The organism is Arthrobacter sp. E70 (assembly GCF_058266945.1).
In genome coordinates this window covers 58,215-81,931 of sequence record NZ_JBYQFR010000007.1, presented here as the reverse complement: position 1 = coordinate 81,931, position 23,717 = coordinate 58,215, and the positions used below count along the sequence as shown (strand labels likewise).

The window sequence follows — 23,717 nt, the reverse complement described above, 5'->3', positions numbered from 1 at the left end:
TGTTGCCCGGGCACGGATTCCGATGTGATGGAGCCTACGTTTTCATCACTGAGGAGTTTGGGCATGGCCGGAGGCAGTACCGCCGTTGAGGCACGATCAATCGACATGATTCCGCCGGGCGAGCGCCACGGAAGCCCGCGCGGACAGTTCACGCTATGGTTTGGCGCCAACGCCCAAATCACGGCCATCGTGGACGGCGCCCTGGCCGTGGTGTTCGGCGCCGATGCCTTCTGGGCGATCATCGGCCTGCTCGTGGGGAACGTCCTTGGCGGAGCGGTGATGGCACTCCACTCGGCCCAGGGGCCCCGGCTGGGCCTGCCGCAGATGATTTCCAGCCGCGCCCAGTTCGGCGTCTACGGGGCTGTGATCCCGCTGGCGCTGGTGATTCTGATGTACGTAGGGTTCGCCTCCACGGGCACCGTCCTCTCGGGGCAGGCCATCAACCTCATGCTCGGTGTGGACTCTCCCGCCGTCGGAATCCTGATCTTTGGGGCCGCAACAGCATTGTTGGCCATTCTGGGCTACAAGTACATCCACGCACTGGGACGCGTCGCCACCGTGCTGGGCCTGGCCGGCTTCCTGTACCTGACACTGGCTGTCACCACGAAGTTCGACGTCACCCAGGTGATGATGGTGAAGGGCTTCGAATGGCCCACCTTCCTCACCGCCGTTGCGCTGGGCGCAGGCTGGCAGCTGACCTTTGGCCCCTACGTGGCCGACTACTCACGCTACCTCCCGGCCGACACCTCGGAACGGAAGACCTTCTGGTACACGTTCGCCGGCTCCGTGGGCGGCGCGCAGTGGGCCATGACCCTGGGCGCCCTGGCAGGCGGCCTCTCCGCCGCAAAGCTCGGTGGCGATTTCCTGAAGAACCAGGTGGGCTACATGGGCGACCTGGCCGGCGGCGGCCTGATCGCCGTCTTCATCTACCTGATGATCGTCACCGGAAAACTCACGGTTAACTGCCTCAACGCCTACGGCGCCTTCATGTGCGGAGTCACCATCAGCACGGCGCTGAACCGGCGGGACTCGGTGTCCAGGACCGTGCGGATTGCCTTCATCATCGCGGTCATCGGAGCCAGCGTGCTCATTGCCCTATTTGCCAGCAAGGACTTCCTGAACCTGTTCAAGAATTTCGTCCTGCTGCTGCTCATGGTGTTCACGCCCTGGTCCGTGATCAACCTCGTGGACTACTACAAGATCTCGCGGGACAGGCTGGACATCCCCGCGCTCTACAACCCCGACGGACGCTACGGCCGCTGGAACGTGGCAGCCTTGGTTTCCTACGGAATCGGCGTCGTTATCCAGATCCCGTTCCTGGCGCAGGCACTGTACACCGGGCCCGTCACCAAGCTGTTGGGCGGTGCGGACATTTCCTGGCTGGTGGGCATCGTGGCGACCCTGGCTGTCTATTACCCGTGGGCCAAGGCCACCAACCGCGCCCCCGCGGAGTCCATCTATCCGGAGTCCCCGGCTGAAGCTGCGGCGGCAGCACAGGTACGGGCCGGATAACGGACGACGGCGGCCGCGCAGGCAGGTGCCCGGCGGCCGCGCAGGAGGGGGAAGAGTCGCTAGAAGGTGCCGCTGGTGCCGTTTGTAGCGGCGAGCGCCAGGCCGATAATGAGCAGCAGCCACATGGCACCCCAGCCCAGCAGGCACAGGTATCCCAGCACCAGGCCGGCGATGGACATGCCTTTCCCGGAGGGTTCGCGGCGGAGCGCCAAGTGCCCGGTGACGATCGCCGCGACCTGCGGAATCATCAGCCAGCCCATGATGACCGAGGCGATGCCGCACACCATGCTGGCGATGCTCAGGGTCTTCGGTCCGGCGGGCTGTCCATAGTAGGGCAGTTGGCCATAGGGGGAACTCTGCCCGTATGCGCCTGGGGCCTGGTAGTCGGGCCACGGCGCCCCCTGCGGCCCGTAGCCGGGACGCTGGTGTTCGGGACGCTGGTAGTCCCGGCCCTGGTAGTCCGGGCGCTGGTGCTCGGGGTAGTGGGACGGCTGGTTGCTCATGGTTTCTCCCCTGCGGCTCGGATTCCAGCGTACGTCAGGGCGGGCTGGCCGTTAGTGCAGGACCAGGCATACCGCCAGGATGATCATCAGCACGCCAATGCCCGCATCGATCCACCGCCAGGTGCGGGGACTCCGAAGGACTCCGGCAAGGGCCCTGGCACCGTATCCAAGTACCGAGAACCAGAGGATGCTGCCCGTGACCGCCCCGCCGGCAAAAGTCCAGCGCAGCCCCGGGCCCTGCTGGTTGGCGAGGCTGCCCAGCAGCACCACGGTGTCCAGGTAGACGTGCGGATTGAGGAACGTCAGGGCCGCCGTGGTGGCCACCACCGAGTGCCGTGAGCGGGGTGCCTGCTCCGCCAGGGCAGAGGGATTCAGGGCCGCCCGGAACGACCGCACAGCGAACCACACCAGGTACGCGGCCCCGGCCCAGCGCAGCACTTCCAGGGCCTGCGGGAAGCGTGTCACCAACGCCCCGACTCCGGCCGTGCCGCCGACGATCAGCAGCGCGTCGCCGGCCATGCACACGGCCACCACGGAGCCAACATGTTCCCGCCGGATCCCCTGGCGCAGGACGAACGCGTTTTGGGCGCCGATCGCCACGATCAGCGCCAACCCCGTCAGCAGCCCGGTGATCCCAGCAGTCATCATGCCATTGACGGTAGATAGCCGACGGAGATCAGGCAAATAACGGATTCTCGTCTTTCATTAGAATTTCTTCATGAATCTTGAGCACCTTAAAGCCCTCACCGCGGTGATCGACGAGGGTACTTTCGAGGCGGCGGCTGACCTGCTTCGAATCACGCCGTCCGCCGTGAGCCAGCGGATCAAGGCGCTGGAAGCCTCGGTGGGCCAGGTCCTGGTGCGCCGCCGGCTGCCGTGCACAGCCACCGACGCCGGGTCCCTGCTGTTGCGGATGGCCCGGCAGGTGCAGCTGCTGGAGGCGGAAACGTCCGCGGCCCTTGGAGCCGCCTCACCTGCGCGCGCCCGCCTGCCACTGGCCATCAATGCGGACTCCCTGGCCACCTGGTTCGTCCCGGTCCTGCACCGCGCGGCGGAGTGGACGGACGCCGTCCTTAACCTCCACGTGGAGGACCAGGGCTACAGCAGCCAGCTGCTGCGCGAAGGAACCGTGATGGGCGCCGTGACGTCCGACCCCATCCCCGTCAGCGGATGCCGCGTGGAACTGCTGGGCCACATGAGGTACCTCCCGGTGGCAACCCCGGAACTCGTCCGGCGCTACTCTGCCTCCGGCGGCATCGATTGGGCTGCCATGCCGGTCCTGAAGTTCAACGCGAAGGACAACCTGCAGCGGCAGCTGCTCGATTCCAAAGGCGTGGCCCAGTCCCCGCCGACGCATACCGTGCCGTCCTCGGAAGGGTTCCTCGCCGCCGTCACGTCGGGCCTGGGCTGGGGGATGCTCCCCGAGCTTCAGCTGGCCGGGAAGCTGGAGTTCGGGAAAGGGCGCAGCCGGAATGGGCACGCCAGGACAGGGCACGTCAGGACAGGGCAGCGCACGGCAGGGCAGGGGACAGCAGACAACACCCTGGTCCGGCTCGAGGATGCTGCCTACGAGGACGTCCCCCTGTACTGGCAGGCCTGGTCGTTGGATTCGGATCGGCTCAACCGGGTATCCGCTGCAGTCCGCAGCGCCGCGAAAGAGCAACTCCGGCAGCCGTCGGGGCACGCCGGCGGGTCCGTCCCGTCAGAACCTGTGCGCGGAACTAGTGGCCCAAGTAGGGCAGGATATACACGGCAAAAATGACGAACGCCGCCAGCAGCGCGAGCCTGCCCCCGCTGGTGCCGCCATGCTGGTGTGCCTTCATGCTGCGCCCGACCCCTGATCCTGCCCGTCCTGATCCTGACGCCCCCGACCCCGCACGTGCTCCCGCTCCGGCCGATGGGCCCGCTTTGGGCAGGGCACGGCCCGCCGGATGCCGGGAGGCACTGCCGTTCCGGCTCCTGTCCAGTGCCCCGGCCCTGTCCACTCCCCCGGCCAGGCCCGACCCCTTCGACGCGTCCGGGCGGGGCGCGCGGGGCGGCAGGGCACCTGCCGGCCGGACCACGGCTCCGGGCCGGACATTTCGCAGTGCCGTGATGCCGGGTTCCTGTTCATGGGTGAGCTGCTGGCCCAGGTACTCGTAAAGCCCCATCACTGCCTGCTGGTCCAGCACGGGAGGCAAGGCTTCGATGGCCCCCACCAGGCGCTGGGAACCGGCCACGGCAACATCGGAACTGGTGATGCCGAAGAGCTCGGGCTGCGCGGCCATGCAGATCAGCGGCCGCACCAGCCGGCGGTGCGGCGGTGTCAGCACCGACGCCACCGCTGCGCACTGTGCCAGGGCACCTTCCACAGCCTGGGTCCGGGCATAGCGTCCTTGCCACAGCACCCCGGATGCCACCCGCACCTCGCCGGTCCAGTTCTTCGCGTCCACCACCACGACCCCGCCCGGCCCGACGAGGACGTGGTCCAGGTTCGCTTTGGGTCGCCCCGGCCAGTGGACGTCGTGCAGCACGTACCAGCCCCGCGGTACCAACTCGCTGAGTTTGTCGGCCACCACCCGCTCGCCTGCGGCACCGGCGTCCCACGCCTTCGTGGTCCGCTCGGCCTGGTCCAGCTGCCGCTTAAGCCTGGCAACCCTCTCGGCAGCCAGCCTGGACTGCTCCGCTGCCCCGTCTCCTGCCCCCATCGGACGTCCCCGCTTCCCTGCCGGACAGGACGGCGGCGGCAGGCCGCCGTCGTCCGTTGCTTCAGTGGTTTTCCCGGATTTTCTTGAAAGTATGCAGCGCGCCGGGCGCCCGGTATATAAGTACTTTCCGGGCCCTGTACTCAGGTGGACTACTTGGTTGGCGAACGTCATGGCATGTCACAGGGTCCGGATTCTGGGCGCGTCGTTTTGACTCGTGCCAGCTTCTGGCATGCTGTAGCCATGGCTAGCCGCGCGGGTACAGTTGCCCAACCCCAGGACCTTGTTGACATCACTGCGCTCCTTGACGCGTACTACGACATCTCACCGGACCTGGCCGATCCCGGCCAGCGCGTGGTGTTCGGGACCTCCGGGCATCGCGGCTCCAGCCTGAAGGCGTCCTTCAACGAGCCGCACATCGTCGCCATCACCCAGGCGATCGTGGAGTACCGGGCGGCGCAGGGCGTCACCGGCCCGCTGTTCCTGGCCAAGGACACGCACGCGCTGAGCGAGCCGGCACAGAACTCCGCCCTGGAGGTGCTGGCTGCCAATGGTGTCCAGGTCCTCGTCGACGCCCGCCACGGCTACACCCCCACCCCGGCACTGAGCCACGCGATCCTCACCTACAACCGGAAGGCTGCGCCCGGCGCCCCGCAGGCGGACGGCATCGTGGTCACGCCGAGCCACAACCCGCCGGCCGACGGCGGCTTCAAATACAACCCTCCGCATGGCGGCCCCGCGGATTCCGACGCCACCGGATGGATCGCCAACCGCGCCAACGAGCTGCTGGAGAACGGGCTGCGCGGCGTCAAGCGGATCCCGCTGGCCGACGCCCAGGCCGCGGACACCACCGGCAAGTTCGACTTCCTCAGCAGCTACGTGGATGACCTCCCGTCCGTCCTGGACCTGGACGTCATCCGCAACGCCGGGGTGCGGATCGGCGCCGACCCCATGGGCGGCGCGTCCGTGGACTACTGGGGCGAGATCGCCGAGCGCCACCACCTCAACCTCACCGTGGTGAACCCGACTGTGGACCCCCAATGGGCCTTCATGACGCTGGACTGGGACGAGAAGATCCGGATGGACTGCTCGTCACCGTCCGCGATGGCGTCTCTGATCCAGCGGATGTCCGACGCCAAGTCCTCCGGGCAGCCGGCCTTCGACGTGGCCACGGGCAACGACGCGGACGCGGACCGCCACGGCATCGTCACCCCCGACGGCGGACTGATGAACCCCAACCATTACCTCGCCGTCGCCATCGACTACCTGTACCGGAACCGCAGCGGCTGGAACCCCAACTCGGTGGTGGGCAAGACCCTGGTGTCCTCCTCGATCATCGACCGGGTGGCCGAAAGCCTGGGCCGCAAGCTCGTGGAAGTTCCCGTGGGCTTCAAGTGGTTCGTGCCGGGTCTGCTCTCCGGTGAGGGCGCGTTCGGCGGCGAGGAATCCGCCGGCGCTTCCTTCAACAAGCGGGACGGCAGCGTCTGGACCACGGACAAGGACGGCATCCTGCTGGCCCTGCTGGCTTCCGAAATCACTGCCGTCACCGGCAAGTCCCCATCGCAGCTGTACAAGGGCCTCACGGACCAGTTCGGCGCCCCGGTCTACGCCCGGATCGACGCCGCCGCCACGCGTGAGCAGAAGGCCAAGCTGGGCAAGCTCTCCGCTGCGGACGTCACTGCCACCGAACTGGCGGGCGAGGCGATCACCGCCAAGCTCACCGAGGCACCGGGCAATGGCGCGTCCATCGGAGGCCTGAAGGTCGTCACCGAGAACGCATGGTTCGCCGCACGGCCGTCCGGTACCGAGGACGTGTACAAGATCTACGCGGAGTCCTTCAAGGGCGAGGAGCACCTGAAGCAGGTGCAGGCCGAAGCCAAGGCGCTGGTGGACAGCGTCATCGCCTAGCGTCCAAGGCTGGCTTCCGGCCCCACCTCGTGAGCTTCGAGGCGCCACAGCCGGAGAACGCGCCGTATGGTGTGGTCGCCATCGGGCGCCATGTCCACCAGGGCGATGCAGTCAAGCACGACGGCGTCGCCCTGGCTCAGGCGCTTAATGCCCGCTCCCGGAGCGGCGTGGTGGGAGACGTGGGGGCGGTAGCCGGACAGCGTGTGGCGCGGGGTCAGGATTTTGCCGCCCGCATCCACGACCGCCTGCACCAACTTCTCGTGCAGCGACTGCAGGGCCGGGTGCGGGTCGACGAGGCTGACAGGCACCGAGCCGTTCCGCCCGAAACCTGCGTCCTCCCCTACCCTCAGGTCCGCCCCGAGCGCTGCCATGGCCGGCGCCTCCGCCTGCCCCGCAAGGAACCCGGCGGGGTCGGCACTTGCCGGGGAGTCGACGTCGAATCTCACCAAGGTGATGTGCAGCGGCCAGTTCGTGCGCGGGAACACTTGGCCGTCAGCCACCGGCTCGACGAACGCCACGAAGATCAGGTTCCGCATGGGCATAGCCACAGTCTCCCACCTCCCCCGCAAACGCCCCATCACGTCCTGCCGTTAAAACCCAACGCGCCATCGCTAGGTGATGGCGCGTTTGGAAATAGCGGGCAGGACGTGATGGGGCGTCCCGGAACAACTTGCAGGAGGTGATGGCTCCGGTGGGGGTTAGACGGTGCGGACGGCGTCGTCGTAGGAGAACTTGGGCTTTGCCTCGCCCCAGGCATCCTCACCCGGCTGGCCGATGTTGACCACCAGGAAGCTCTTCTGGTCACCGGCCGGGAAGAAGGCGGCGTCGATCGCGTTGAAGTCCGCGCCGGTCATGGGGCCGGCGGCGAACCCGAGCGAGCGGACGGCCAGGATGAAGTAGCCGGCCTGCAGGTGCGCGTTGTTGTTGCCGGTGGCGGCGGCCAGTTCAGGGTCGGCGTCGTACATGGCTTTGGGGGCGTTGTAGCCGGGGAGGAAGTCGTCCCACTTGCCGGCCCAGTCGGTGTCGTAGCTGAGGATCGCCACCAGCGGCGCGGATGCGGTCTTGGCGCGGTTGCCCTTGGACAGGGCGTCGACCAGGGTGGCGCGGGCCTCGTCGGAACGGACGTAAGTGACGCGCAGCGGCTGGGAGTTGAAAGCTGTGGGACCGAACTTGGTGAGTTCGTAGATGGCCTGGGCCTGCTCCTCGGTCACTTCTCCGGTAAAGGAGTTGGCGGTCCGGGCCTGGGCAAAGATGGCGTCGACGGCTGCCGAATCGATAACCGCTTCTTCATGGGCAATAGTCATTGCGTACCTTTCGCTGCGCCGCCCCGCCTTCCGGGGGTGGCCTCGTTGCTTTCCATAGTTGCAACTTCAAGCGCTTCGACCCTCTTCCCATGACGGCCGGTGACCTTGGCCACAGGGAATCCGGCCGGGAGGCCGGGGAGTATTCTGGAGCGAGTTGATCTTCGCCCCCTCGAGGCACCCCCTGAAAGGCATTCCTTCCCATGAGCATGCTCGGAATCAAATGGAAGCTGCACGGCACCGGTAAAACCATCAAGCCGGGCGGCGTCGTGGCGCCGGACGAGCGGCTGGCCTGGCCGCTCACCATCGGCGTGGGCATGCAGCACGTGGTGGCGATGTTCGGCGCGACGTTCCTTGTTCCCCTCATCACCGGCATGCCCCCGGCCACCACGCTGTTCTTCTCCGGCATCGGCACCCTGCTCTTCCTGGTGATCACCAAGGGCCGGATCCCCAGCTACCTGGGTTCAAGCTTCGCGTTCATCGCACCCATCATGGCCTCCCAGCAGCAGTTCGGAGTCCCCGGAGCGCTCGGCGGGGTGGTGCTGGCCGGCGTGGTCCTGGCGCTGGTGGGCGCGGTCGTGCAGAAGTTCGGCGCCGAGTGGATCAACCGGCTCATGCCGCCCATCGTCACCGGCGCCATCGTGGCGCTGATCGGCTTGAACCTTGCCCCGGCAGCCAAGCAGAACTTCGACGCCGCGCCGGTCACCGCCGTCGTCACCCTGGCAACCATCATCCTGGTCAGCGTCCTGTTCCGCGGGATTCTGGGCCGGCTCAGCATCCTGGTGGGCGTGGTGGTGGGCTACCTGGTGGCCATGCTCCGCGGCGAGGTGAAGTTCGACAAGATGGACGCCGCCGCCTGGGTGGGCCTGCCGCACTTCCAGACCCCCGAGTTCCACATCGGCGTCCTGGGCCTCTTCGTGCCCGTGGTCCTGGTGCTGGTGGCAGAGAACATCGGCCACGTGAAGTCCGTTGCCGCCATGACCGGGCAGAACCTCGACGGCGTCTCCGGACGTGCGCTGATGGCCGACGGCGCCGCCACTGTCCTGGCGGGCTTCGGCGGCGGGTCCGGCACCACCACCTACGCCGAGAACATCGGCGTCATGGCGGCCACCAAGGTTTATTCGACGGCGGCCTATTGGGTGGCAGGCATCTTCGCCATCCTGCTGAGCTTCTCGCCGAAATTCGGCGAACTGATCGCCACGGTCCCGCCGGGCGTGCTGGGCGGTGCAGCCACCATGCTGTACGGCATGATCGGCGTCCTGGGCGTGAAGATCTGGGTGCAGAACAAGGTGAACTTCTCCAACCCGGTGAACCTGACCACCGCCGCAGTGGCCCTGGTGATCGGCATTGCGGACTACACGTGGACCGTCGGCGACCTCAAGTTCAACGGCATCGCCCTCGGATCCGCGGCAGCCCTGGTGATCTACCACGGGATGCGGGCCATCGCGAAGGTGCGCGGCAGCGTGGCCGAGCCGGAATCCGAGCAGTCCGGGCTGCCGCCGGCCGTCAGGGCAGCGATGAACGCCGCCAAGCGTACTCCCAAGAAGCGCTGAAGCCCGCCTAGGCCACGTCGCCCATCACGGCACCCCTGCCACCAGCACCCGTACCCTGGGTGACCGTCTTCACGGTGGCTGGAGCAACGGCCGGGTGCCCTGCCGGGAAGGGGCCCGGCCGGCCCAGGCCGAACACGGGGCCCGGCTGCGGCCGCTTTGCCGCAAGTGACGCTGCGGCCGGGTGCGGACGCAACTGTTTCAGGACCCATGGGACGAAGTACTGCCGCACCCACACCAGGTCTTCGGCCCTGGCCTGCGTCCAGCCGTGGGCAGGAAGCGGCCGGGGCTGCAGTGGCTCAAGGGTGTGCGGCACGCCCAGGGCGTTGAGGGTTGCCATGGCCACCGCGTGGTGTCCCAGCGGGGACAGGTGCAGCCTGTCCGGGTCCCACATCAGCGCGTGCTGGAGTTCGGGCAGGCACCAGAGGTCCACCATCACGGCGTGATGGCGTGCCCCGATCGAATGCAGGTGCTCGTTGTAGATCGCCACGCGCCCGCGGATGGTGCTGAAGACAGGGGTGTTGCCCCAGTCCGGGCCGGCGAACAGGAGCACGGTGGCTCCCGTGGCTGCCAGGGTGCCGATGGCCTGGTCCAGCTTGTCCGCGAGCTTGTCCGGGTCGCCGTGCCGGAAGATGATGTCGTTGCCGCCGGCGGCGATGGCCACCAGGTCCGGCTTCAGCGCCAGCGCGGCTGCCAGCTGCCCGTCAAGGATCTGCCGCAGCAGCAGGCCGCGGATGGCCAGGTTGGCATACGCGAAATCCGCCTGCCCGGCCGTCAGTTCCTCGGCCACCCGGTCAGCCCAGCCGCGAAGGCCGCCCAGGCTCCGCGGCTCAGGGTCGCCCACCCCTTCCGTGTAGGAGTCCCCCAAGGCAACGAAACGGTGCCAGGGGTGGCCCGCCGTGTCCGCGCCGGCCCGCACGTCCTGTTTCTCGATGGTCATGCCGTCCTCCCTTCCGCGGCGCGCGGGGGTTCTGCCTCCGCCGCACCGTCCTTCCGGGGCGACGTTCCGGTTGGAAGGTCCCGCCCCACTGCCGACGGCCGCGGTAGCTCCGTGACGCCGTCGTACGTTTCCTGCCCCGGCCCCGGAGGCTGCCCGCCGCCCGGGTTCAACCCGCCCGGGGCCACAACGTTCAAGGCCGCGTCCCGGAGGTCAACCTCGTGGTGCAGTGCCTGCGTCTGCAGGAACCGCAGCGCACCCTCCCGGGTGAGGCCGTATTCATTCATCAGGCTGCGCACCGCCAGGTCCACCAGGACCAGGGAGCTTTGGACGACGGCGATACCCGCCGTCGCTTCAGCACGCTCGGCAACGCGGACCACAACGCGCAGGGCGCGGGCCATCTGGCGGGCGTAGTTGTGGCTTGCGAGCAGGTCATCGCTGGTGAAGGCGTGCGGCACGGGTGCGTAGAGAGTGATGGCCGCGCTGGTTGCGCCTTCGCTGAAGATGGGGACCGCGAGCAGGGACTGCACGCCATGGGCGGCGGCTGCGCTGGCATAACCGGGCCACCGCCGGTCGCGGCTGAGGTCCGAGACCACCACGAACTCCCCGCTGCGCAGAGCCTCCATCAGCGGCCCGTCCGCGAAGGAGCACTGTTCCCGGTCCGCCTCGCGCGCCTGTTCCGTGCTGGCCGCAAGCGTGCGCGCTTTTCCAAGCCGGAAGAGGGTGGCGGCCCAGCCGATGCTGCGGCGGTCACCCTTGATGTCCCTCATGAAGTCATGAGCGACTTCCCAGAGGTAGGTTTCGACATCCTTGCTGTCGTAAACCGGCTCCGGTGGAACTGGAAGCGGTCCCCAGCCAACCTGCCCCGAAGGTTCAGCGGCCATGTTCCAGCCTTGGTAAAAAGCGGGCGGCCTACTGCAAAACCTATTTTTAAGAATACGTCCGGAAAGCGGGTGAAGGTGCGTGAATCCATCAATTGGGGGAATTGGGGGATTCGCCGCACGGGCCGCGCCGAGCCCTGCATCCTTGCTTCCGCCACGGGCCCGGGCAGTAGCATCGGGAGAGGGAGCACCGAATAGTCCCTGTCCACATGGGTACGGTTTGCCTGGACAGGGGTTTGGAAGCATCCACGCCAGCACGGAAACGAGCAAGGGAAAGAGGAGCTTATGCGGGAGCCTGATACCAGCGAGCGCATTTCTGAATCGGATGCCGCCGCAGGTAATGGGGAAGTGGACCAGAACGCGGCCGAACCGGCCGCGGAGCTGGATGCCACTTTCGATGAACAGTTTTTCGCAGCCCGCCCGAAGGCCCTGAGGCCCATCGCGCGCCGGCGCCAGTTCGTGGGTGACCGGCCGTCCTTTGAATTCGACGGACGGAACGCGGCGTACGTGGAGTGGCTGCGCAACCAGGCGATGCTTGGAGATGCGAACACCCTCGCCCGGCAGCTGTCCGGACAGGCCAGCATGTGGCAGAACTCCTATGCGCACCCGAATCCGCGGGCCGCCGTCGAACGCGCCTCCGTGTGGTTCACCGCCTACCCGCTGTCCTTCATCACCCGTACCGGCCAGTCGTTCCTCTCCGCCCTGGGCGATCCGGAAATGTGGAAAGCCTTCCGCGAAATCGGGATCCGGGGGATCCACACCGGACCAGTGAAACTGGCCGGCGGCATCAGCGGCTGGTCCCACACGCCCAGCGTGGACGGCCACTTCGACCGCATCAGCATGGCCATCGACCCCGTCTTTGGCACCGAGGACGAGTTCCGCCGGATGTGCGAGGTGGCGGCCGAGCACGAGGGCACGGTCATTGACGACATCGTCCCGGGCCACACCGGCAAGGGCGCGGACTTCCGGCTGGCCGAGATGAACTTCCGGGACTACCCCGGGATCTACCACATGGTGGACATCCCGGAAGAGGACTGGAACCTGCTTCCGGATGTCCCGGAGGGTGCCGATTCGGTCAACCTCAGCCCCGACTCCGAGCAGGCGCTGCAGAAAGCCGGTTACATCATCGGCAGGCTGCAGCGGGTCATCTTCTACGAGCCGGGAGTGAAGGAAACCAACTGGAGCGCCACCCGGCCCATCGTGGACACCACGGGAAAGACCCGCCGCTGGGTTTACCTGCACTACTTCAAGGCCGGCCAGCCCTCCATCAACTGGCTGGACCCCACCTTCGCGGGCATGCGCCTGGTGGTGGGCGATGCGCTGCACTCCCTGGTGGACCTCGGCACGGGTGCACTCCGGCTGGACGCCAACGGGTTCCTGGGCGTGGAAAAGAGCGCCGAGGAACAGCCCGGCTGGTCCGAGGGCCACCCGCTGTCCGAGGCGGCCAACCAGCTGATCGGCTCCATGATCCGCAAGGTGGGCGGGTTCTCCTTCCAGGAACTGAACCTCACCATCGACGACATCAAGGCGACCTCCGAATCAGGCCCGGACCTCTCCTATGACTTCATCACCCGGCCCGCCTACCACTACTCCCTGGTCACGGCGGATACCGAGTTCCTGCGGCTCACGCTGCGGCTGTCCATGGAGATCGGGGTGGACCAGGCCTCGCTGGTCCATGCCCTCCAGAACCATGACGAACTCACCTACGAGCTCCTGCACTTCGCCGCCGGACACCGGGACGAGATGTTCGAACTCAACGGGGAGGAACTGACGGGCGGGGAGCTTGCCGAACAGGTCCAGCAGACCCTGCGCGAGCGGCTGACCGGCGAGAACGGGCCGTACAACGCGGTGTTCACCACCAACGGCATCGCCTGCACCACGGTCAGCTTCATCATGGCCGCCCTGGGCATCAAGGATCCGGCCACCGTCACGCCGGAACAGGAAGCCCAGATCCGGGACGTCCACCTGCTCCTGGCCATGTACAACGCCCTGCAGCCGGGCGTCTTCGCGCTGTCAGGCTGGGACCTCACGGGCATCATGGCCCTGGACCGCAGCAGCGTCCGGGAGCTGACCGCCCAGGGCGACACCCGGTGGATCAACCGCGGTGCCCACGACCTCATGGGGACAAGCCCGGACGCCACGACGTCCTCGGCAGGCATGCCCCGCGCGCGGAGCCTCTACGGGCCGCTGCCCGAGCAGTTGCAGGATCCGGACTCGTTCGCGCGGCGGCTGCAGCGGATTCTTGCGGTGCGGGAGGACAACGGCATCGCCACGGGCACGCTGCTCGACGTGCCCGAGGTCTCCAACCGCGGGGCACTGGTGCTGGTCAACCGGCTGAAGGACGGTTCGCTGCAGGTCACGGCTCTGAACTTCTCCGGACAGGACATCGCCGGCAGCATCCAGTCAAACGAGCTGCCCTCTGGAGCCAACGTCAAGGACCTGTTCTCGGGGGAGACCGTGGGGCAGGTGGATGACCTGCACAGCTTCTTCCTCGAACTGCCGGCCTACGGCGGCACCGCGCTGCTGCTGACCGAGGCGCCTGAGCCGGAGGCCGAAGCCTAAAGCCTGGGGTGGCGCCGGGAAACCCGGCGCTACCCGGCTGCGGCGGCCGTCAGCGTGGCTTCGATGACGGCCGGGGAGAGCACGTGCCGGGTCACCAGCTGGCTGGCCCCGAGGACCGCCGCCTGGGCACCCGCTCGCGAGACGCTGATGCGCAGGTGGGAGGTGGCCAGGACCGGTGAGCGGCGGTACACCACCTCACGGATGCCGGCCACGAGGTGCTCACCGGTTTCCCCCATGCTGCCGCCCACCACGATGACGGAGGGATTGAGCAGGTTCACGACGGTGGCCAGCACCTCGCCAATGTCCCGGCCTGCCTGGCGCAGCGCCTGGATGGCCTGCAGGTTTCCGTCGGCGGCGAGCCGGAGCACGTCGGCGCCCTTGGCCACGTCCAGCCCCTGCCCACGCAGGAAACGCGCGACGGCGGGCCCGGACGCCAGAGCTTCCAGGCACCCGTAGTTGCCGCAGGCACACAGGACATCCCCGCCCCGCGCCACCTGCACGTGCCCCAGGTCCCCGGCTGTGCCGTTGGCGCCCCGTTGCAGTTCGCCGCTGCTGATGATGCCGGAGCCGACGCCCGTGGCCACCTTCACGAAGAAGAAGTTGCCGTGCTCGGGGCAGTAAGCGGTCTGCTCCCCCAGCGCCATGATGTTGACGTCGTTGTCCACCAGCACGTGGACCGGCAGCGACCGCTGGACGTAGCTGACGACGTCGAAGCCGTCCCAGCCCGGCATGATCGGCGGCTTCACCGGCTTGCCGGTGTCGTGCTCCACGGGCCCGGGCAGCCCGATGCCGATGCCGGCGAGTTCACCCGCGCTGCGTCCGGCGGACGCCAACAGCTCCTTGCCCTGGGCCACCACCTGGTCCAGGACCGCTTCCGGTCCGTCCGCCACCTGCTGCTCGAGCCGGTGCTCGGCAAGGATCTTTCCGCCGAGGTCCGTAACGGCAACGATCACGTGGGTTGCCCCCACATCCACGGCCAGCACCAGGCGGGCGGACGGGTTGAAGGCAAAGCGCGACGGCGGCCTGCCGCCACTGGAGACTGCCTCGCCTGCCGGACCCACCAGGCCGGAGGACATGAGGGCATCGATCCGGGAAGCGACGGTGGAGCGGGCGAGGCCGGTGGTCAGTGCCAGCTCGGCACGCGTCCGGGCCTTGCCGTCACGCAGGAGCTGGAAGAGATCCCCCGCACGCGACAGGCTGCCGACGTCGGCGTGTTTCGCGGCCTGCTTACCTGTCGCTGGAGTCATGGTCTAAGTCATAACACTCTTACTTCCAGCTGTCATTCCGACAGAAGTATGATGAGCCACAAACGACTTTTGCTTGAAGCACGGCAAAAGTCGTCCTAAGTTGTGATGGAATGCACATATCCATTAAAGGAATGCCGGACATCAGCCGCAGTGATCCTGCACGAAAGACCACCCGTCAGCGCCCGACCTCGCTGCTCGAAGGAAACGACCCCAAAGGAACCCGATGTCTTACTCACTGCAGCTGTACACGCTCCGCAACGCCATCTCCGAGGACCTTCCCGGCACCATCAGGAAGGTGGCGGACATCGGATACACGCAGGTTGAGCCCTACAACTTCGTGGCCACGGCGAAGGAACTCGGCGCCGCCCTGAAGGAGAACGGCCTCACGGCCCCGTCCGGCCACGCTCCGCTCATGAGCCAGGACCAGGACGAGATCTTCGCTGCAGCGAAGGAACTGGGCATCACCACCGTGATCGACCCGTACCTGCCCGCGGAGCACTGGCAGAACGCCGAGGACATCCAGGCCACGGCCGCCAAGCTCAACGCCGCGGCGAAGAAGGGAGCCGAGTACGGCATCAGGGTGGGCTACCACAACCACGCCTGGGAGCTGGAGTCCATTATTGATGGCCGCACCGCACTGGAGTACTTTGAAAGCCTGCTGGACCCGGAACTGGTCCTGGAAGTGGATACCTACTGGGTTGCCGTCGGTGGCCAGGACCCGGTGGACATCCTCGCCAAGCTCGGTGACCGGGTGAAGTTCATCCACATCAAGGACGGCCCGTTGACCAGGGACAACAAGGCCCAGCAGCCGGCGGGCCAGGGCAAGGTACCGGTCCTGGACGTCATCGCCGCGGCAAAGTCCCTCGAAGTGGGCGTGGTGGAGTTCGACGACTACTCCGGGGACATCTTCGAGGGCATCGCCCAGAGCCTGGCCTTCCTCAACAACGCAGACAACAGCACCACCGAAGGAGCCACCGCGTGAGCACCCCCGCAGCAGCATCCGCCCGCAAAGGACCTGTCGGCGTCGGCGTCATCGGCGCCGGAGTCATCAGCAAGCAGTACCTGGACAACCTGACCGCGTTCCCGGACCTGAAAGTCCATGTCATCGCCGACCTCTTCGAAGAGGCCGCCGAAGCCCGGGCCAAGGAATACGGCATTTCCGAGTGGGGAGGCGTGGACAAGGCCCTGAAACATCCGGACGTCGAAATCATCGTCAACCTCACCATCCCGGCCGCACACGTTGAAGTAGCCACCGCCGCCGTCAACGCAGGCAAGCACGTCTGGACCGAAAAGCCGTTCAGCCTGGACCGGGAATCCGGCCTGGGCCTGCTCAAGACCGCCGACTCCGCCGGCATCCGCCTCGGCTGCGCCCCTGACACGTTCCTCGGCGCCGGCATCCAGACCGCGCTGCGGCTGATCCAGCGCGGCGACATCGGCACCCCGCTGACCGCGATGACCACGTTCCAGACCCCCGGTCCGGAGTCCTGGCACCCCAACCCGGCGTTCCTGTTCCAGTACGGCGCTGGCCCCCTGTTCGACATGGGCCCCTACTACCTCACCACCCTCATCCAGGCGTTCGGCTCCATCCGCAAGGTGGCCGCCGTCGGCTCCAAGGCCAAGGACGTGCGCGTCATCGGCTCCGGCCCCAGGGCAGGCGAGGAATTCACCGTCGAGGTGCCCACGCACGTTTCCGCCATGGCCCAGTTCGAGTCCGGCGCCTCCTCGCACAGCGTCTTCTCCTTCGAGTCCCCCCGCACCCGGATGGGCTTCGTGGAAATCACCGGCACCGAGGCCACCCTCTCGCTCCCGGACCCCAACTACTTCACCGGCGACATCAAGCTCTGGCGCGCAGGCGACGAGGACTGGACCACCATCCCCGCCACCGGCCCCGCGAACGGCCGCGGCATGGGCGTGCTGGACATGGCCCGCTCCATCCGCGCCGGCGTCCCCCACCGCGCCACCGGCGACCTCGCCTACCACGTCCTGGACACGATGGTCTCCATCAGCGAATCCATCGACTCCGGCACGTTCGTCGACGTCGAAAGCTCGGCACCGGCAGCCGCGGCCCTCCCCGAGGACTGGGCACCGGAAACCGCCACCATCTGATTCAGCAAAACCAGCCCAGCAAGCAGGAAGCACGCAGGAACACACCATGACCACCCCCGCACACCCGACCGAACCCCAGGCCGCCCGCCCGGCCTCCCGCCCGCTGGGGGTGGCCGCCATCGGTTACGCCTTCATGGGCAAGGCCCACTCCAATGCGTGGCGGAACGTGGCCAGCTTCTTCGACGTCCCGGCCTTTGAGCAGAAAGTCCTCGTGGGCCGGGATGCCACCGCCGTGGCCGACGCCGCGGCGAAGTACGGCTGGGCCGAATCAGCCACGGACTGGCGCACCGTCATCACCCGGGACGACATCGACATCGTCGACATCTGCGCCCCGGGCTGGATGCACGCCGAGATCGCCGTTGCCGCGCTGGAGGCAGGCAAGCACGTCCTGGTGGAAAAGCCGCTTGCCAACACCCTGGCCGAGGCCGAACTCATGACGGCCGCCGCTACCAAGGCCCGGGCCAAGGGCGTGCAGTCGATGATCGGCTTCAACTACCGCCGCGTCCCCGCCCTCGCCCTCGCGAAGGAACTGATCGCCGAGGGCCGGCTGGGCACGGTCCGGCACGTCCGTGCCGCATACCTGCAGGACTGGCTCGCCGACGCCCAGGCCCCCATGACCTGGCGGCTGCGCAAGGAAACCGCCGGGTCCGGCGCACTGGGTGACATCGCTTCCCACGCCATCGACCAGGTCCTGTTCCTTCTCGGCGACCAGGTCACCGAGGTCTCCGGCCGGCTGAACACCTTCGTCAACCAGCGCCCCGGCAAGGGCGGCATGGAAGAGGTAACGGTCGACGACGCCGCCTGGGCCACGCTGTCCCTCGCCTCCGGGGCGGTCGCCTCAGTGGAGGTTTCCCGGGTGGCCAGCGGCAGGAAGAACTCCCTGCAGATCGAGATCTACGGTGACAAGGGCACCATCCTGTTCGACCTGGAGAACCTGAACGAGCTCGGCTTCCTGGACGCCACCGCACCCGTCAGGGAGCAGGGCTTCCGGCGGATCCTGGTCAACGAACCGGAGCACCCCTACCTTGCGGCATGGTGGCCGCAGGGGCACATTATCGGCTGGGAACACACCTTCACCCACCAGGTCCGTGACTTCCTCACCGCCATCAAGGACGGAACCCAGGCCTCGCCGTCGTTCGAAGAAGGACTCAACGTCCAGTACATCCTGGACGCCGTGGAAGAATCCGCGGCCAACAAAAGCACCCTCACCGTGGTCCGCCACTAGCACCGCCCACCAGCTAAGGAATCCCCATGCCCCGCCCTTTCACCCTGTTCACCGGCCAGTGGGCCGACCTGCCCTTCGAAGAAGTCGCCCGCCTCGCCTCCGGCTGGGGCTACGACGGCCTCGAAATCGCAGTCTCCGGCGACCACCTGGACGCCTGGCGCTGGGACGAACCCGGCTACGTCGAGTCCAAACTCGAGATCCTGGACAAGTACAACCTCAAAGTCTGGGCCATCTCCAACCACCTCACCGGCCAGGCCGTCTGCGATGACCCCATCGATTTCCGCCACCAGGCCATCGTGCGCTCCAAGGTCTGGGGCGACGGCGACCCCGAAGGCGTCCGCCAGCGCGCCGCCGAGGAAATGAAACACACCGCCCGGCTCGCCAAAGCCCTCGGCGTGGACACCGTCGTCGGGTTCACCGGCTCCTCCATCTGGCAGTACGTGGCCATGTTCCCGCCCGTCCCCGAAAAAGTCATCGAGGCCGGCTACCAGGACTTCGCCGACCGCTGGAACCCCATCCTGGACGTCTTCGACGAAAACGGCGTCCGCTTCGCCCACGAAGTGCACCCCTCCGAGATCGCCTACGACTACTGGACCACTGTCCGCACCCTCGAAGCCATCGGCCACCGCGAAGCGTTCGGGCTGAACTGGGACCCCTCCCACATGATGTGGCAGGGCATCGACCCCGTCTCCTTCATCTGGGACTTCAAGGACCGGATCTACCATGTGGACTGCAAGGACACCAAGGTCCGCCAGACCGGACGGAACACCGTCATGGGCTCCCACTTGCCCTGGGGCGACCCCCGCCGCGGCTGGGACTTCGTCTCCGCAGGCCGCGGCGACGTCCCCTGGGAAGCCTCCTTCCGCGCCCTCACCGCCATCGGCTACACCGGCCCCATCAGCATCGAATGGGAAGACGCCGGCATGGACCGGCTCCACGGCGCCCCCGAAGCCCTCGCAGCACTCAAGAAATACGACTTCCCAGCCTCCCAAACCAGCTTCGACGCCGCCTTCAGCACCAAGGACTGAGCCTGGTGCGGAGGCGGGGGGTCGGGCTCAAGCTCGCGGCCGCTCCCGGGCATTAGCGCGGCCGGGTCAGACCGGGTCCTGCTGGAGGACGACGTCGTACGCCTCCACCCGCCGGTCCGTCACCGTGGTGGGAGATTCGAGGTGGACGGCGCCTGAGGGGAGGATGCCCGCCCCGCCGAACCGTTCCATGACCTGCCACTGGGCCACGACATCCTCGCCAGCATGGGCCGCGGGCAGGCTGGTCCAGAAACTGAACCCGCCGGCGTCGAGCAACGCCTCGCGGCGGTACAGCACGCAGCCGCCCAGCCACGCCACGTGGTAGGGCACCCACTGGCCCGGTTGCAGGTCGAGTTCAACGCTGAGGTGGCTGAGGTTGGCGGCACTGTGCAGGGGCCACCGCTCGAATTCGGCAGTGCCCGGGCGGACCCGCTCCGGAGTCACGGGCCCCTCCCACGCGGCGAAGGCTGCCGTCTCTTCCGGCCTGCGGTCGTTCAGGAAGGACAGTCCCTGCGGCGCCATTCCCACGAAACCGCACCCAAGCTTGGCCAGGGCCTGGCTCAGCCGGTCCAGTGCCCCCGGTTCCAGCCAGACGTCGTCGTCCAGGAAGAGGCATTGGTCCGCCGTGGACTGCTCCAGCAGGAACTGGCGCTGTTCGGCGAGCCCGCGCCGCGGCAGGTGGCGGTGCCGGGTGACGGGACGGCCTTGGGCTTCGAGCACCCGGACCATGGCGGCCGCGGCGGGGTGTTCCCACGCCGGCTGGCCGGCTGACTGGTCGCTGATGACGACGGCGAACGCGGGCCCGGCCTGCCCGGCCAGGCCGGCAAGGGTGACGGCGAGCTCCGCCGGACGGTTGCAGGTGGGCACCAGGACGTCCACGGCCACGTTGCCGGGCCGGTCCTGTCGCTGTGCCCACTGTTCCGAAGTTCTCCTGCTCACAGCCCACCCTCCTTGCATCGGGTCCGGCCCCGGGAAGGCGCAGCGCACGGAAGGGTGCAGTGCACGGGAAGGCGCAGTCCGGCAGTCGCTGCTGCCGGGGCCGGAGAATTGGTTTCGTCCTGTCCTGTACCCAACGGCGCCGGATGTATGCCGACGGCAGTCCGCGGGATCCAGGCACGGCAAAGGCCCCCGCTCCTGCTGCCGGATGGCTTCGGGGCGGGGGCCTTGGGGCGCTGGCGCGGATTACCCGGCGTCGAAGCTTTCGTCTTCGTCGTTGGGCGATTCTTCCTTCGGAAGATCGTTCCCGCTGCCGTCGGGGATGCCCGCAGCCTCCTGGCCAGATTCAGAAGAAACCGGCGCAGACCCCTTGGAGTCATCGTTTGATTCGTCGATCTCCGCCGCGCTCGAGGGGACGTCCATGTCGTGGGGCACCTGCTCCTGCCCCACCCCGGCCTGGGGTTCGTTCGTCTCGGCGCCGCCCGAAGTTCCCCCCGACGGCGTGCCGCCTGACTGGCCCTGGCCGGCCTGCGTCCCTGCCGCCTCCTGCTCGGCGGTGGGGGTGCCGTAGCCGCCCGGAGCCGTCTCGGGTTCAGCCTGCTGGTTTTCCTGCGTCATGCTTCCTCCTGTTGTGGGTTGCCGGTGTTGCTGGTCTGGTGTTCCTGCCTAGAGTCCCTTGCCGCCTGTGACGGGAAGGACCGCGCCGGAGATGTACGAGCCGTCCTCGGAGGCGAGCAGCACGTAGGCCGCCGCGAGCTCCGCAGGCTGGCCGGCACGTTCCAGCGGCGTGTCCTGGCCGAACTTGGGCAGCTTGTCCGGCCACTCGGTAGCCGGGATCAACGGCGTCCAGATGGGCCCCGGGGCCACGGCGTTGACGCGGATCCCCTTGGGACCCAGTTCCTGGGCCAGCGCCTTGGTGAAGGCCACCTGCGCCGCCTTGGTCATGGCGTAGTCGATGAGTCCGGGCGAGGGGTTGAAAGCCTGGATCGACGCCGTGGTGATGATGGACGCCCCGGCCTTGAGGTGCGGTACCGCGGCGCGTGCGGTCCAGAGCAGGGAGTAGAGGTTGGTCCGGAAGACCCGGTCGAACTCTTCGGTGGGAAGGGTCTCCAGGCTTTCGCGGTTCTTCTGGTAGGCCGCGTTCAGGACCAGTACGTCGAGGCGTCCGAACTCGGCGACGGCCTGCTCCACGATGCGGGTGCTGAATTCCTCCTCGCGTCCGTCCCCCGGCAGCAGCAGCGCGCGTTGGCCGGCCTTCCGGATCCATTCCGCGGTGTCCTGGGCGTCATCTTCCTCCTCCGGCAGGTAGGAAATCGCGACGTCGGCCCCTTCCCGGGCGAAGGCGATGGCCGCGGCCTTGCCGATGCCGGAGTCGCCGCCGGTGATCAGCGCTGCTTTGCCGTCGAGTTTGCCGTGCCCCTCATAGCTGAGTTCCCCGTGGTCCGGCTTGGGGTCCATTGGCGCGGTCAGCCCTGGCTGCTTCTGTTCCTGCTCCGGGAAAGGTCCCGAGTGGTAGCCGCCTCGGGGATCCTTCGGCTGGTCTGTCTGCTTGTCCGTGTCGCTCATAGTCCGCCTGCCTGTGTCGGTTGACGTGTGTCATGTGACCTGTGTCGGTAAAGAAGCGCCCGTGCTCCGGCCCTTCGAAGCTATCCCGGCCGAAGGACGAAGTCCACCGGCACGGGCAATAATCAGTAAACTTACCAAATGTTGCCGCACGCGCAACGGACAGCCTTGTTTCTGGGTACGGGGGGAGTAGAAAGAAGGGACACACGCTGGCCGGACAAGGAAGGAGGGCCGATGTCCGAAGTGGAGGACTACACGGGCAAGTCGGGACGCAACGAGACCCGCGAAGAGCAGCTGGACCGCAACTGGGCGGAGCTGCTGCAGGAATTGCGGGTCCTGCAGACCGGGGTGCAGATTCTGGCCGGATTCCTGCTGACGCTGCCTTTCCAGCAGCGGTTCGAGGAGCTGGACGATTTCCAGGTCAATCTGTACCTCATCAATGTGGTTGTTGCCGCCTTGACCACGGCCTTCATTCTTCTGCCGGTCAGTGTGCACCGCAGGCTGTTCCGGAAGCGGCTCAAGGAAACCCTGGTATCCAGCGCAGATTCCATCACCAAGATCGCCCTTGCCGGGATCGCGCTGCTCAGTACCGGAACGGCCGCCCTGGTGTTTGACGTGACCGCGGGCCGGTCGGCGGGGATGACCGCGGGCGGGGCACTGCTGGGAATCCTGGTGGTCCTGCTGGTGCTGGTTCCCCTGCACCTGAATAAGCGGGCCAGCGACAAGAACCACACTTCGGTGCGGGATAAGGAGTAAATCATGCGTAAATGGGCCAAAGAGCACGGGCTGCTGCTGGCGAACCTGGGCCTGTTCCTGGCGTTCTTCGTGGGTATGATCCTCTCCGGCGCCGCGTCCTACAGCGAGGACCAGCAGGCCCACGGGGAGCCGGCAGTCGGCGTTCTGCAGTTCCTCGCCACCGGGGCCTTCGTGGAGGCTACGTTCGAAAACTGGGAATCGGAGTTCCTGCAGATGGCCATGTATGTGGTCCTGACGGTGTTCCTGTTCCAGAAGGGCTCCTCCGAGTCAAAGCCCATGGGCAGGAAGGCGCCGCAGGACGAGGATCCGAGCGAAGCCAAGCTCAGCAGTGCGTCACCGTGGCCGGTCAGGCGCGGCGGCGCAGTCCTCAAGCTCTACGAGCATTCCCTGTCCATCATGTTCTTCGTGCTGTTCCTGGCCTCGTTCCTCCTGCACGCGGCCGGCGGTGTGGATGAGTACAACCAGGACCAGCAGAGCCACGGCGAGGCCACCGTCAGCTTCCTGCAATATTTCGGCACCAGCCGTTTCTGGTTCGAGTCCTTCCAGAACTGGCAAAGCGAATTCCTGGCCGTCGCCGTCCTGGTGGGCGCCTCGGTCTACCTCCGGGAAAAGGGGTCCCCGGAATCGAAACCTGTTGCAGAACCCCACTACGAGACCGGCGCCTGAGGCCCGGTCGACCAAGAGGAGAAACTGTATGCGAGCACTTGTCCGGACCGCCCTTTTGGCGCTGCTGCTCCTGACCGCCCCGGCAATGCCCGCCGTCGCCGCGGGGGCAGCGGCGGCAGGAACCGCCGTTACCCAGGCCGCCCCTGCCCACGCCGACCTGGGAACCTCCCCCACGCCGTCCCCGGGCGACACCGCGTCCACCGGCCCCGCCAACCCGGGCACAGGCGAATCAGCGCAGAACGAATCGACGCGCGTGAACTACGCCCCCTGGGTTATCGGCGGAATCGCTGTGCTGGTGGTGATTGCGGTCCTGGTCTTCCGGCGGCGCCGCAACACCACCATCGTCGGCTAGCTG

The 23,717-nt window shown here is 67.3% G+C and carries 23 protein-coding genes; 12 read left to right on the top strand and 11 right to left on the bottom strand.

Annotation, left to right across the window (positions count from 1 at the left end):
• Window positions 1-63: 63 nt before the first annotated feature.
• Window positions 64-1,512: a purine-cytosine permease family protein gene (locus AC3IMC_RS10515; RefSeq protein WP_490918499.1), complete on the top strand. Its 1,449-nt coding sequence runs from the start codon at window positions 64-66 to the stop codon at window positions 1,510-1,512.
• 59 nt (window positions 1,513-1,571) lie between these two features.
• Here AC3IMC_RS10515 and AC3IMC_RS10510 read toward each other — a convergent pair whose 3' ends face one another.
• Both AC3IMC_RS10510 and AC3IMC_RS10505 read right to left on the bottom strand, forming a co-directional pair.
• Window positions 1,572-2,015 (bottom strand): DUF4190 domain-containing protein, encoded by a 444-nt coding sequence (locus AC3IMC_RS10510; protein WP_490918498.1) that lies wholly within the window; start codon window positions 2,013-2,015, stop codon window positions 1,572-1,574.
• A gap of 51 nt (window positions 2,016-2,066) precedes the next feature.
• On the bottom strand, window positions 2,067-2,663 hold the full coding sequence (locus tag AC3IMC_RS10505) for a LysE/ArgO family amino acid transporter (RefSeq protein ID WP_490918497.1): 597 nt from the start codon (window positions 2,661-2,663) through the stop codon (window positions 2,067-2,069).
• A gap of 70 nt (window positions 2,664-2,733) precedes the next feature.
• Here AC3IMC_RS10505 and AC3IMC_RS10500 point away from each other — a divergent pair, with 70 nt between their 5' ends.
• The gene (locus tag AC3IMC_RS10500) at window positions 2,734-3,777 is read left to right on the top strand and encodes a LysR family transcriptional regulator ArgP (protein WP_490918496.1); all 1,044 of its coding nucleotides are present in this window, start codon (window positions 2,734-2,736) and stop codon (window positions 3,775-3,777) included.
• Here the strand turns inward: AC3IMC_RS10500 and AC3IMC_RS10495 are convergent.
• On the bottom strand, window positions 3,737-4,702 hold the full coding sequence (locus AC3IMC_RS10495; protein ID WP_490918495.1) for a nuclease-related domain-containing protein: 966 nt from the start codon (window positions 4,700-4,702) through the stop codon (window positions 3,737-3,739). The genes AC3IMC_RS10500 and AC3IMC_RS10495 overlap by 41 nt on opposite strands.
• A 240-nt stretch (window positions 4,703-4,942) precedes the next feature.
• Here AC3IMC_RS10495 and pgm point away from each other — a divergent pair, with 240 nt between their 5' ends.
• Window positions 4,943-6,607, top strand: coding sequence for a phosphoglucomutase (alpha-D-glucose-1,6-bisphosphate-dependent) (gene pgm / locus AC3IMC_RS10490; protein ID WP_490918494.1), 1,665 nt, complete (start codon window positions 4,943-4,945; stop codon window positions 6,605-6,607).
• Here the strand turns inward: pgm and AC3IMC_RS10485 are convergent.
• Both AC3IMC_RS10485 and AC3IMC_RS10480 read right to left on the bottom strand, forming a co-directional pair.
• Complete coding sequence (locus AC3IMC_RS10485; protein ID WP_490918691.1) at window positions 6,604-7,143, bottom strand: 2'-5' RNA ligase family protein; 540 nt, start codon at window positions 7,141-7,143, stop codon at window positions 6,604-6,606. The two genes, pgm and AC3IMC_RS10485, sit on opposite strands and share 4 nt — an antisense overlap.
• A 162-nt stretch (window positions 7,144-7,305) precedes the next feature.
• Window positions 7,306-7,911, bottom strand: coding sequence for a malonic semialdehyde reductase (locus AC3IMC_RS10480; protein WP_490918493.1), 606 nt, complete (start codon window positions 7,909-7,911; stop codon window positions 7,306-7,308).
• Window positions 7,912-8,111: 200 nt separating this feature from the next.
• On the opposite strand from AC3IMC_RS10480, the gene AC3IMC_RS10475 reads away from it, so the two are divergent.
• The gene (locus tag AC3IMC_RS10475; RefSeq protein ID WP_490918491.1) at window positions 8,112-9,461 is read left to right on the top strand and encodes a uracil-xanthine permease family protein; all 1,350 of its coding nucleotides are present in this window, start codon (window positions 8,112-8,114) and stop codon (window positions 9,459-9,461) included.
• Window positions 9,462-9,468: 7 nt separating this feature from the next.
• Here AC3IMC_RS10475 and AC3IMC_RS10470 read toward each other — a convergent pair whose 3' ends face one another.
• Together AC3IMC_RS10470 and AC3IMC_RS10465 are read right to left on the bottom strand one after the other, a co-directional pair.
• The gene (locus AC3IMC_RS10470) at window positions 9,469-10,398 is read right to left on the bottom strand and encodes an SGNH/GDSL hydrolase family protein (protein WP_490918489.1); all 930 of its coding nucleotides are present in this window, start codon (window positions 10,396-10,398) and stop codon (window positions 9,469-9,471) included.
• Window positions 10,395-11,279: a GAF domain-containing protein gene (locus AC3IMC_RS10465; RefSeq protein ID WP_490918488.1), complete on the bottom strand. Its 885-nt coding sequence runs from the start codon at window positions 11,277-11,279 to the stop codon at window positions 10,395-10,397. The genes AC3IMC_RS10470 and AC3IMC_RS10465 overlap by 4 nt, the downstream gene beginning before the upstream one ends.
• Before the next feature lie 282 nt (window positions 11,280-11,561).
• On the opposite strand from AC3IMC_RS10465, the gene treS reads away from it, so the two are divergent.
• The gene (gene treS, locus AC3IMC_RS10460; protein WP_490918486.1) at window positions 11,562-13,838 is read left to right on the top strand and encodes a maltose alpha-D-glucosyltransferase; all 2,277 of its coding nucleotides are present in this window, start codon (window positions 11,562-11,564) and stop codon (window positions 13,836-13,838) included.
• 29 nt (window positions 13,839-13,867) lie between these two features.
• Here treS and AC3IMC_RS10455 read toward each other — a convergent pair whose 3' ends face one another.
• Window positions 13,868-15,085, bottom strand: coding sequence for an ROK family transcriptional regulator (locus tag AC3IMC_RS10455; RefSeq protein WP_490918485.1), 1,218 nt, complete (start codon window positions 15,083-15,085; stop codon window positions 13,868-13,870).
• A 223-nt stretch (window positions 15,086-15,308) separates the two neighbouring features.
• Between AC3IMC_RS10455 and AC3IMC_RS10450 the strand changes: the two genes are divergently transcribed.
• The 4 genes from AC3IMC_RS10450 to AC3IMC_RS10435 are packed head-to-tail and all read left to right on the top strand — an operon-like array spanning window position 15,309 to window position 19,444.
• Window positions 15,309-16,067 carry a sugar phosphate isomerase/epimerase family protein gene (locus AC3IMC_RS10450; protein WP_490918484.1) on the top strand — a complete coding sequence of 253 codons (759 nt, stop codon included), beginning with the start codon at window positions 15,309-15,311 and terminating at the stop codon, window positions 16,065-16,067.
• Window positions 16,064-17,191, top strand: coding sequence for a Gfo/Idh/MocA family protein (locus AC3IMC_RS10445; RefSeq protein WP_490918483.1), 1,128 nt, complete (start codon window positions 16,064-16,066; stop codon window positions 17,189-17,191). The genes AC3IMC_RS10450 and AC3IMC_RS10445 overlap by 4 nt, the downstream gene beginning before the upstream one ends.
• Before the next feature lie 46 nt (window positions 17,192-17,237).
• A complete protein-coding gene (locus tag AC3IMC_RS10440; RefSeq protein ID WP_490918482.1) occupies window positions 17,238-18,416 on the top strand; it encodes a Gfo/Idh/MocA family protein in 1,179 nt (392 codons plus the stop codon).
• Between the two features lie 26 nt (window positions 18,417-18,442).
• The gene (locus AC3IMC_RS10435) at window positions 18,443-19,444 is read left to right on the top strand and encodes a sugar phosphate isomerase/epimerase family protein (protein ID WP_490918480.1); all 1,002 of its coding nucleotides are present in this window, start codon (window positions 18,443-18,445) and stop codon (window positions 19,442-19,444) included.
• 66 nt (window positions 19,445-19,510) lie between these two features.
• Here the strand turns inward: AC3IMC_RS10435 and AC3IMC_RS10430 are convergent, their stop codons facing one another.
• The 3 genes from AC3IMC_RS10430 to AC3IMC_RS10420 form a co-directional block, all read right to left on the bottom strand.
• Window positions 19,511-20,380: a glycosyltransferase gene (locus AC3IMC_RS10430; RefSeq protein WP_490918479.1), complete on the bottom strand. Its 870-nt coding sequence runs from the start codon at window positions 20,378-20,380 to the stop codon at window positions 19,511-19,513.
• A gap of 243 nt (window positions 20,381-20,623) precedes the next feature.
• Window positions 20,624-20,995 (bottom strand): hypothetical protein, encoded by a 372-nt coding sequence (locus AC3IMC_RS10425; protein WP_490918478.1) that lies wholly within the window; start codon window positions 20,993-20,995, stop codon window positions 20,624-20,626.
• A 48-nt stretch (window positions 20,996-21,043) separates the two neighbouring features.
• Window positions 21,044-21,943: an SDR family oxidoreductase gene (locus AC3IMC_RS10420; RefSeq protein WP_490918477.1), complete on the bottom strand. Its 900-nt coding sequence runs from the start codon at window positions 21,941-21,943 to the stop codon at window positions 21,044-21,046.
• A gap of 231 nt (window positions 21,944-22,174) precedes the next feature.
• Here AC3IMC_RS10420 and AC3IMC_RS10415 point away from each other — a divergent pair, with 231 nt between their 5' ends.
• Genes AC3IMC_RS10415 through AC3IMC_RS10405 form a run of 3 tightly spaced genes read left to right on the top strand, consistent with a single transcriptional unit; the run spans window position 22,175 to window position 23,714 of the window.
• Complete coding sequence (locus AC3IMC_RS10415) at window positions 22,175-22,696, top strand: DUF6328 family protein (protein ID WP_490918476.1); 522 nt, start codon at window positions 22,175-22,177, stop codon at window positions 22,694-22,696.
• Between the two features lie 3 nt (window positions 22,697-22,699).
• Window positions 22,700-23,362, top strand: a complete 663-nt coding sequence (locus AC3IMC_RS10410; RefSeq protein WP_490918475.1) for a DUF6766 family protein — start codon at window positions 22,700-22,702, stop codon at window positions 23,360-23,362.
• 28 nt (window positions 23,363-23,390) lie between these two features.
• On the top strand, window positions 23,391-23,714 hold the full coding sequence (locus AC3IMC_RS10405; protein ID WP_490918473.1) for a LuxR family transcriptional regulator: 324 nt from the start codon (window positions 23,391-23,393) through the stop codon (window positions 23,712-23,714).
• Window positions 23,715-23,717: the final 3 nt, after the last annotated feature.